This is a genomic window from Streptomyces sp. NPDC058525 (assembly GCF_042719495.1).
GTDB lineage: Bacteria > Actinomycetota > Actinomycetes > Streptomycetales > Streptomycetaceae > Streptomyces.
On the sequence record NZ_JBHXNP010000181.1, the window covers coordinates 1 to 7,589 of the forward strand.

6 protein-coding genes are annotated in these 7,589 nt (G+C 74.4%); 4 read left to right on the plus strand and 2 right to left on the minus strand.

The features are described from left to right. Positions 1-136: 136 nt before the first annotated feature. Positions 137-511 carry a hypothetical protein gene (locus ACFWP3_RS41035; RefSeq protein WP_384231912.1) on the minus strand — a complete coding sequence of 125 codons (375 nt, stop codon included), beginning with the start codon at positions 509-511 and terminating at the stop codon, positions 137-139. A 141-nt stretch (positions 512-652) separates the two neighbouring features. Here ACFWP3_RS41035 and ACFWP3_RS41040 point away from each other — a divergent pair, with 141 nt between their 5' ends. After that, complete coding sequence (locus ACFWP3_RS41040; RefSeq protein WP_384231915.1) at positions 653-1,495, plus strand: MurR/RpiR family transcriptional regulator; 843 nt, start codon at positions 653-655, stop codon at positions 1,493-1,495. Between the two features lie 153 nt (positions 1,496-1,648). Here the strand turns inward: ACFWP3_RS41040 and ACFWP3_RS41045 are convergent, their stop codons facing one another. Beyond that, positions 1,649-2,989, minus strand: a complete 1,341-nt coding sequence (locus ACFWP3_RS41045) for a diaminopimelate decarboxylase (protein ID WP_384231917.1) — start codon at positions 2,987-2,989, stop codon at positions 1,649-1,651. Positions 2,990-3,092: 103 nt separating this feature from the next. Here ACFWP3_RS41045 and hutU point away from each other — a divergent pair, with 103 nt between their 5' ends. From hutU to ACFWP3_RS41060, 3 genes are all read left to right on the plus strand, one after another. Then, on the plus strand, positions 3,093-4,757 hold the full coding sequence (hutU, locus tag ACFWP3_RS41050; protein WP_384231921.1) for a urocanate hydratase: 1,665 nt from the start codon (positions 3,093-3,095) through the stop codon (positions 4,755-4,757). 203 nt (positions 4,758-4,960) lie between these two features. Continuing rightward, positions 4,961-6,151: an allantoate amidohydrolase gene (locus ACFWP3_RS41055; protein WP_384231924.1), complete on the plus strand. Its 1,191-nt coding sequence runs from the start codon at positions 4,961-4,963 to the stop codon at positions 6,149-6,151. Then, entirely contained in the window at positions 6,142-7,482 is a 1,341-nt protein-coding gene (locus ACFWP3_RS41060; RefSeq protein ID WP_384231926.1) for a formimidoylglutamate deiminase, read from the plus strand. Before ACFWP3_RS41055 ends, ACFWP3_RS41060 begins: the two co-directional genes overlap by 10 nt. The last annotated feature ends 107 nt before the right edge of the window (positions 7,483-7,589 follow it).

Sequence of the window (7,589 nt, forward strand, 5' to 3'; positions counted from 1 at the left end):
CGGGCCGGCGGCGCTGCCGGCCCCCCCGCCCCCGCCGCCCGCGCGGCCGCCGCCGCCGCCCCCCCCCCCCCCCCCCGCAGCGGTGCCGCACCTGCCCCGTGCTCCCGGGCCCGGGGCCGCGCTTCCGCAGCCCCGGTTACTCCGCAGACCCCCGCCGGAGGCGCTTGGCGTGGATGAAGTTCACGCCCAGGATGCCGCCCCAGGCGACCAGCAGGCCCGCCAGACCCGCCTGCGTGGCGGCGATCGCGGACAGCGGGATCGCCAGCACCAGCGTGATGATCGCGAAGCCGAAGCGTTCGCCGAAGTTCCCCTCCGCCGGATCCGGCCGGCGGCCCCCGCCGCCCACGCGGGCAGCGGACAGGCGTTCCTCCGCCAGCCGGCGCCGCACCTGCGTGTCGACCTTCTCGACGAACGAGTCCACCAGCGCGGCCTCGTACTCCGGCCCCAGCTCCCGCCGGGCGTCCAGCGTGGCGTCGAATTCCTTCTTCAGCTCTCGGGCGTGCGCGTCCATGCCCCCACCGTAGGAACCGCCGCGGGCCCCCGCACTGGGGCTAGCCCCCGTATCCGCATCGCGGTCGCGGCTTGCCGAGCTGCATAACCACATGCAGAGTGCTCGGTGACTGAATAACCCATGGGGACGGAGGGGACGGGAATGAGCGACAGCCCGGCCGCGCGGCTGCAGAAGCTGTTCGAGGGGCACCGGCTGACGCCGACCCAGCGGCGGATCGCACACTGCATGGTGCGCGGGGCGGCGGAGGTGCCCTTCCTGTCGAGCGTGGAACTCGCCGAGCTGGCCGGGGTGAGCCAGCCCTCGGTGACCCGCTTCGCGGTGGCGCTGGGCTTCGACGGCTATCCCGCCCTGCGCCGCCACCTGCGCGAGGTGGCCCCCGCCGAGCGGCCGGACGTCACGCACGAGGACGCGTACAACGAGTACCAGCAGGCGGTGCAGGGCGAGATCGAGAACCTGCGGCAGCTGGCCGCGATGCTCGCCGACCCCTCGCCGGTCCAGGAGGCGGGACGGCTGCTGGCCGCCTCCACCCCGCTCCCGGTGCTCGGGCTGCGAGCGGCGTCCTCGCAGGCGCGCGGGTTCGCGTACTTCGCCGCGAAGGTGCACCCGGACGTACGGCTCCTCGACGAGGGCGGCTCGATGCTGGACGACCGGATCGACGCGGCCGTCGGCGCGGGGGCCTCGGCGCTGCTCTGCTTCGCGCTGCCGCGCCATCCCCGGGAGGTCGTGGACGTGCTGGAGCGCTCGCGGCGGGCCGGGCTGACGGTGGTGACGGTCGCGGACTCGGCCTTCGCCCCGGTGGCCCGCCACTCGGACCTGCTGATCCCGGCGCCGGTGGGGACCGGACTGGCCTTCGACACGGCGTGCGCGCCGATGTTGCTGGGGCGGGTGCTGCTGGAGGCCATGGCCGACGCCCTGCCCGACGCCCAGGCCCGTCTGGAAGCCTTTGACGCCCGAGCCGCGGCCCGCGGCCTGTTCGTGGAGTAAGCCCGCGGCGCCGTTGCCGGGGCTCCGCCCCAGACCCCGCGCCTCAAACGCCGGCGAGGCTGGACAGGCGCGGGCTGGTTGCCCGCAGGGCAAATCCAGCCCCTCCGGCGTTTGAGGAGCGGGGTCTGGGGCGGAGCCCCAGGAAACGGCGGGTTAGAGCAGCGCGTCCCGGAGGCACCCGCCCGCCTCGGCGACGATCGCCGCGAGGCTCTGCGCCGGCCTGGCCAGGCTGAAGCGGACCTCGGTCGGTGGGGTCACCGTGTAGCCGTGGACCGCCGGGCGGGGGAGGCTGTTGTAGCCGTAGTGGGCGGTGAAGAAGTACGCCCCCGTGTCCGGCACCCCGATCAGGTCCCCCGGCGCGAGCAGCGGCAGCTCCCGGGCCGTCGCCAGCAGATCCCCCGCGAAGCAGGCCGGCCCCGCGATGTCCTGGGCCACCGGCTCGCCGTCCTTCGGGGCGCCCTTCGCGTCGTACGGCAGGATCCGCAGCGGCCACGCCGCCGGGGCGTACACCGTGCGGGTCGCGAGCTGGACCCCCGCGTGGGTGAGGGCGATCGGCCGGGCCCCGGTGGTCTTGGTGTACTCGACGCGGGCCACGACCAGCCCGTGCTTGGCCAGCAGCGACCGGCCGAACTCCGTGACCAGGCCGTACGAGCCGTCGAAGAGGCCGGGGACGGCCTCGCGCAGGGCACGGACGTAGTCCGCGTACGCCGGGGTGTGCTCGTCCGAGGCGAAGTTCACCGGGAGGCCGCCGCCGATGTCGAGGGTGTCGACCTGGCGGCGCCCGGCCGCCGCGTTGATCTCCTCGGCCAGCGCGTGCAGTTCCCGTACGCCTTCGGCGATCAGCGGCAGCGGGACGCCCTGGGAGCCCGAGTGGATGTGCAGCCGGGTCAGCCACGGCCGGTCCAGGTACGCCCCCACCAGCCATGCCCGGGCACCCGGATCGCGCAGCGCGATCCCGAATTTCGAGGTCGAGGTGGCCGTGGACAGGGCGTCGATGGTGCCGGCCCCGGTTTGCGGGTTGATCCGTACGCCGACGGGGGACGCGGTGGGCGCCCCGGCGACGAGCGCGTCGAGCCGCTCCAGCTCCTGCCGGTTGTCGGCGTTGACGGCGATGCCCAGCGCCAGCGCCTCGCGCAGTTCGGCCACGGTCTTGGCGGGGGAGTCCAGTACGGTCCGCTGCGCCCCCACCCCGGCCGCCCGGGCCAGCGCCAGCTCGCCGGGGCCAGCCACCTCGCAGCCGAGCCCGGCGTCGGCCAGCAGCCGCAGCACCGGGACGAGCGGGGCGGCCTTGACCGCGAAGGCGTGCAGGACGGGGGTGCCGGGCGCGAGCGCGGCTTCGAAGGCGGCGGTCAGGGCCGCGGCGGAGGCCCGGATCCCGGCCGTGTCCAGCAGGCAGACCAGGGGCTCCGCGTCCAGCAGCCCCTGCCGGGCGGCGGCCCGTACGGCCAGATCGCGGCGCGCGGCGGCGCCTTCCGTGTCCACGTCGGCAGCCATACCGCCATCCCATCATCCGAAGGAGCCGCCCGCAGCTGTTGACTGAATCTATTCAGGAGGTCAGGATGTGAATGGATTGACCAACATCGGAGGAGGCACCGCCATGTCAGGACCCCGCCCCGTACGTGCCGCGCGAGGCACCGAGCTCAGCACCCTGGGATGGCAGCAGGAGGCCGCGCTGCGGATGCTCCAGAACAACCTCGACCCCGAGGTCGCCGAGCACCCCGACAAGCTGGTCGTCTACGGCGGCACCGGCAAGGCCGCCCGCGACTGGCGCTCGTACGACGCGATGGTCCGCACCCTCCGCACCCTCAAGCAGGACGAGACGATGCTCGTCCAGTCCGGCCGCCCGGTCGGCGTGATGCAGACCCACGAGTGGGCGCCGCGCGTACTGCTCGCCAACTCCAACCTCGTCGGCGACTGGGCCAACTGGGAGGAGTTCCGCCGCCTGGAGCAGCTCGGCCTGACCATGTACGGGCAGATGACGGCCGGTTCGTGGATCTACATCGGCACCCAGGGCATCCTCCAGGGCACCTACGAGACCTTCGCCGCCGTCGCCGCCAAGAAGTTCGGCGGCACCCTCGCCGGCACCATCACCCTCACCGCCGGCCTCGGCGGCATGGGCGGCGCCCAGCCGCTCGCGGTGACGATGAACGACGGCGTCGCGATCTGCATCGACGTCGACCCGCGCGCCATCGAGCGCCGCATCGAGCACCGCTACCTGGACGTCAAGGCCGACAGCCTCCGCCACGCCCTCCAGCTGGCCGTCGAAGCCCGCGACGCCCGCAAGCCGCTCTCCATCGGCCTGCTCGGCAACGCCGCCGAGCTGCTCCCGCAGATGCTGGCCGAGGGCGCGCCGATCGACATCGTCACCGACCAGACGAGCGCCCACGACCCGCTCGCCTACCTCCCCGTCGGCGTCGACTTCGAGGACATGGCCTCCGCCGCGGCCAAGGACCCGGCCGGTTTCACCACCCGCGCCCGCGAGTCCATGGCCAGGCACGTCGAGGCCATGGTCGGCTTCATGGACGCGGGCGCCGAGGTCTTCGACTACGGCAACTCCATCCGCGGCGAGGCCCAGCTGGCCGGCTACGACCGCGCCTTCGCCTTCCCCGGCTTCGTCCCCGCCTACATCCGGCCGCTGTTCTGCGAGGGCAAGGGCCCCTTCCGCTGGGCGGCCCTGTCCGGCGAGGCCTCGGACATCCACAAGACCGACAAGGCGATGCTGGAGCTCTTCCCAGAGAACGAGTCCCTGCACCGCTGGATCAAGATGGCGGGCGAGCGCGTCCACTTCCAAGGCCTGCCCGCGCGCATCTGCTGGCTCGGCTACGGCGAGCGCGACAAGGCCGGCGAGCGCTTCAACGAGATGGTGGCCGACGGCACCCTCGCCGCGCCGCTGGTCATCGGCCGCGACCACCTCGACTGCGGCTCGGTGGCCTCCCCGTACCGCGAGACCGAGGCCATGCTCGACGGCTCCGACGCCATCGCCGACTGGCCGCTGCTCAACGCGATGGTCAACGTCGCCTCCGGCGCCTCTTGGGTCTCCCTGCACCACGGCGGCGGCGTCGGCATGGGCCGCTCGATCCACGCGGGCCAGGTCACGGTCGCCGACGGCACCCCGCTGGCCGGCGAGAAGATCCGCCGTGTCCTCACCAACGACCCGGGCATGGGCGTCATCCGCCACGTCGACGCGGGCTACGACATCGCGGAGTCCGTCGCGGACGAGCGGGGCGTGCGGGTTCCCATGCGCGAGGGTGAGTCCGCGTGAGCGAGGGCGACGTGTCGGGTGCGGCGCCGCTGCCGGGGGCTCTGCCCCCGGACCCCCGCGCCTCAAACTCCCCCAGCTACCGCTGGGAGGTACCCCCAGGCGGGGCTGATGTTGCCTCCGGCGGGGCCTCAAACGCCGGCGGGGCTGATGTTGCCTCCGGCGGGGCTGGAGTTGGCGCCGGCGGGGCTGGTTCGTTCCATGCCATGTGGGCCGAGCTCGCGCCCATCGGTCGCGACAGCGGTAGCCGCGGATACCGCCGCTACGCCTGGACCGGCGCCGACGCCGACTGCCGCACCTGGTTCCAGGAGCAGGCCGAGGCGCGCGGGCTGACGTACGAGACCGACCGCAACGGCAACCAGTGGGCCTGGCTCGGCGACCCCCTCGCGGGCGACGCCGTGGTCACCGGCTCGCACCTGGACTCCGTCCCCGACGGCGGGGCCTTCGACGGCCCCCTCGGGGTGGTGTCCTCCTTCGCGGCCCTGGACGAACTCCGCAGGAGGGGCGCGGAGTTCGCCAGGCCACTTGCCATCACCAACTTCGGTGACGAGGAAGGGGCCCGCTTCGGCCTCGCCTGCGTCGGCTCCCGGCTCGCCGCGGGGCAGCTGACCAAGGAGAAGGCGTACGAGCTCCGCGACGCCGACGGGACCTCCCTCCCGCAGGCCATGGAGGCCGCCGGATACGACCCGGACGGCATCGGCGCGGACCCCGAACGGCTCGCCCGCATCGGCGCGTTCGTCGAACTGCACGTCGAGCAGGGCCGGGCCCTCGACCTGTCCGGGGACCGCGTCGGCATCGCCTCCGCGATCTGGCCGCACGGCCGCTGGCGGTTCGACTTCCGCGGCGAGGCCAACCACGCGGGCACCACCCGCCTGGTGGACCGCCGCGACCCGATGCTCACGTACGCGGCGACCGTGCTGGCCGCCCGTACGGAGGCGGCCCTCGCCGGGGCCGTCGCCACCTTCGGGAAGATCGCCGTCGAGCCCAACGGGGTCAACGCCATCCCCTCGCTCGTGCGCGGCTGGCTCGACTCGCGCGCCGCCGACCAGGCCACCCTCGACACGGTCGTCACCGCCATCGAGAAGGCCGCCCGCGAGCGCGCCGACCAGGACGGCATCGACCTCGGCATCGTCCGGGAGTCCTTCACCCCCGTCGTCGAGTTCGAGCACGCCCTGCGCGACGAGATGAACCGGATCCTGGGCGGCGAGATCCCCGTACTCGGCACGGGGGCGGGACACGACGCCGGAATCCTCTCCGCGGCCGTCCCGACCGCGATGCTGTTCGTACGGAACCCCACCGGCGTCTCCCACTCCCCGAAGGAGTTCGCCGCCGAGGACGACTGCGTCGCCGGAGTCCTCGCCCTCGCCGACGTACTGGAAGGCCTGGCATGTCGTTGACGACGTACTGGCTGGAGCACGCCTGGCTCGGCACCCACGTCGAGCCGGGCGTCGCCCTCGAGGTCACCGAAGACGGCCGGATCGGAGCCCTGCGCCTCGGCGTGGACGCCCCGCCGCCCGGCGCGGAGATCCTGCGCGGCCTGACCCTCCCGGGCCTGGCCAACGCGCACTCCCACGCCTTCCACCGGGCCCTGCGCGGCACGGTCCAGGTGGGCTCCGGCACCTTCTGGACCTGGCGCGACTTCATGTACAAGGTCGCCCAGAACCTCACCCCCGACAGCTACTTCGAGCTCGCCCGGGCCGTGTACGCCGAGATGGCGCTGGCCGGCATCACGAACGTCGGCGAGTTCCACTACGTCCACCACGCCCCCGGCGGCGCCCCGTACGCCGAACCGAACGCGATGGGCGAGGCCCTGATCGAGGCCGCCGCCGCGGCCGGCATCCGCATCACCCTCCTCGACACCGCCTACCTCTCGGCGGGCTTCGGCCAGGCCCCCGACCCGCACCAGCTGCGCTTCTCCGACGGCACCGCCGAGGCGTGGGCGGAGCGCGCGAGCGCGCTGAAGCCCCGCGGCGACGCGCTGGTCGGCGCGGCCATCCACTCGGTGCGCGCCGTCCCGGCCGCGCAGCTGGCCACCGTCGCCGCGTGGGCGCGGCAGCGCCGGGCCCCGCTGCACGTCCACCTCTCGGAGCAGACCGCCGAGAACGACGCCTGCCAGGCCGCGCACGGCCGGACCCCGACGCAGCTCCTCGCCGACCACGGGGTGCTCGGCCCGGGCACCACCGGCGTCCACAACACGCACCTGACCGACGCGGACATCGCCCTCCTCGGCGGCACCACCACCGGCACGTGCATGTGCCCCACCACGGAACGCGACCTGGCCGACGGCATCGGCCCGGCGACCCGCCTCCAGCACGCGGGCAGCCCGCTGTCCCTCGGCAGCGACAGCCACGCGGTCATCGACCTGCTGGAGGAGGCGCGCGCGATGGAGCTGAACGAGCGCCTGCGCAGCCGGACCCGGGGGCACTGGACGGCGAACGCGCTGCTCACCGCCGCGACCGCCGACGGGCACGCGGCCCTCGGGCGGCACGACGCGGGGCGGCTGGAGGCGGGCGCGCTCGCGGACTTCACCACGGTCGCGCTGGACTCGGTCCGCACGGCGGGGCCGGTGCCGCGGCTGGGTGCCGAGACGGCGGTCTTCGCGGCGACCGCCGCCGATGTCCGGCACACGGTGGTCGGCGGCCGCCACGTCGTCCGCGACGGCCACCACACCCTGGTCGGGGACGTCCCGACGGCCCTGTCCGAGTCCATCGCAGCCCTCCGCGCCTGACCCCGACGCCTGCGGCGCGCCCTTCCCCCACCCCGCCCCTTCCTGAATACCGGGGCTCCGCCCCGGACCCCGCCGGGGGCTCCGCCCCCAGACCCCCGCGCCTCAAT

What these genes read in the sequence shown, in the direction of transcription:
- hutU (WP_384231921.1), top strand. Translation starts at nt 3,093, where the DNA reads ATGTCAGGACCCCGCCCCGTACGTGCCGCGCGAGGCACCGAGCTCAGC.
- ACFWP3_RS41055 (WP_384231924.1), top strand. Translation starts at nt 4,961, where the DNA reads ATGTGGGCCGAGCTCGCGCCCATCGGTCGCGACAGCGGTAGCCGCGGA.
- ACFWP3_RS41040 (WP_384231915.1), top strand. Translation starts at nt 653, where the DNA reads ATGAGCGACAGCCCGGCCGCGCGGCTGCAGAAGCTGTTCGAGGGGCAC.
- ACFWP3_RS41060 (WP_384231926.1), top strand. Translation starts at nt 6,142, where the DNA reads ATGTCGTTGACGACGTACTGGCTGGAGCACGCCTGGCTCGGCACCCAC.
- ACFWP3_RS41045 (WP_384231917.1), bottom strand. Translation starts at nt 2,989, where the DNA reads ATGGCTGCCGACGTGGACACGGAAGGCGCCGCCGCGCGCCGCGATCTG.
- ACFWP3_RS41035 (WP_384231912.1), bottom strand. Translation starts at nt 511, where the DNA reads ATGGACGCGCACGCCCGAGAGCTGAAGAAGGAATTCGACGCCACGCTG.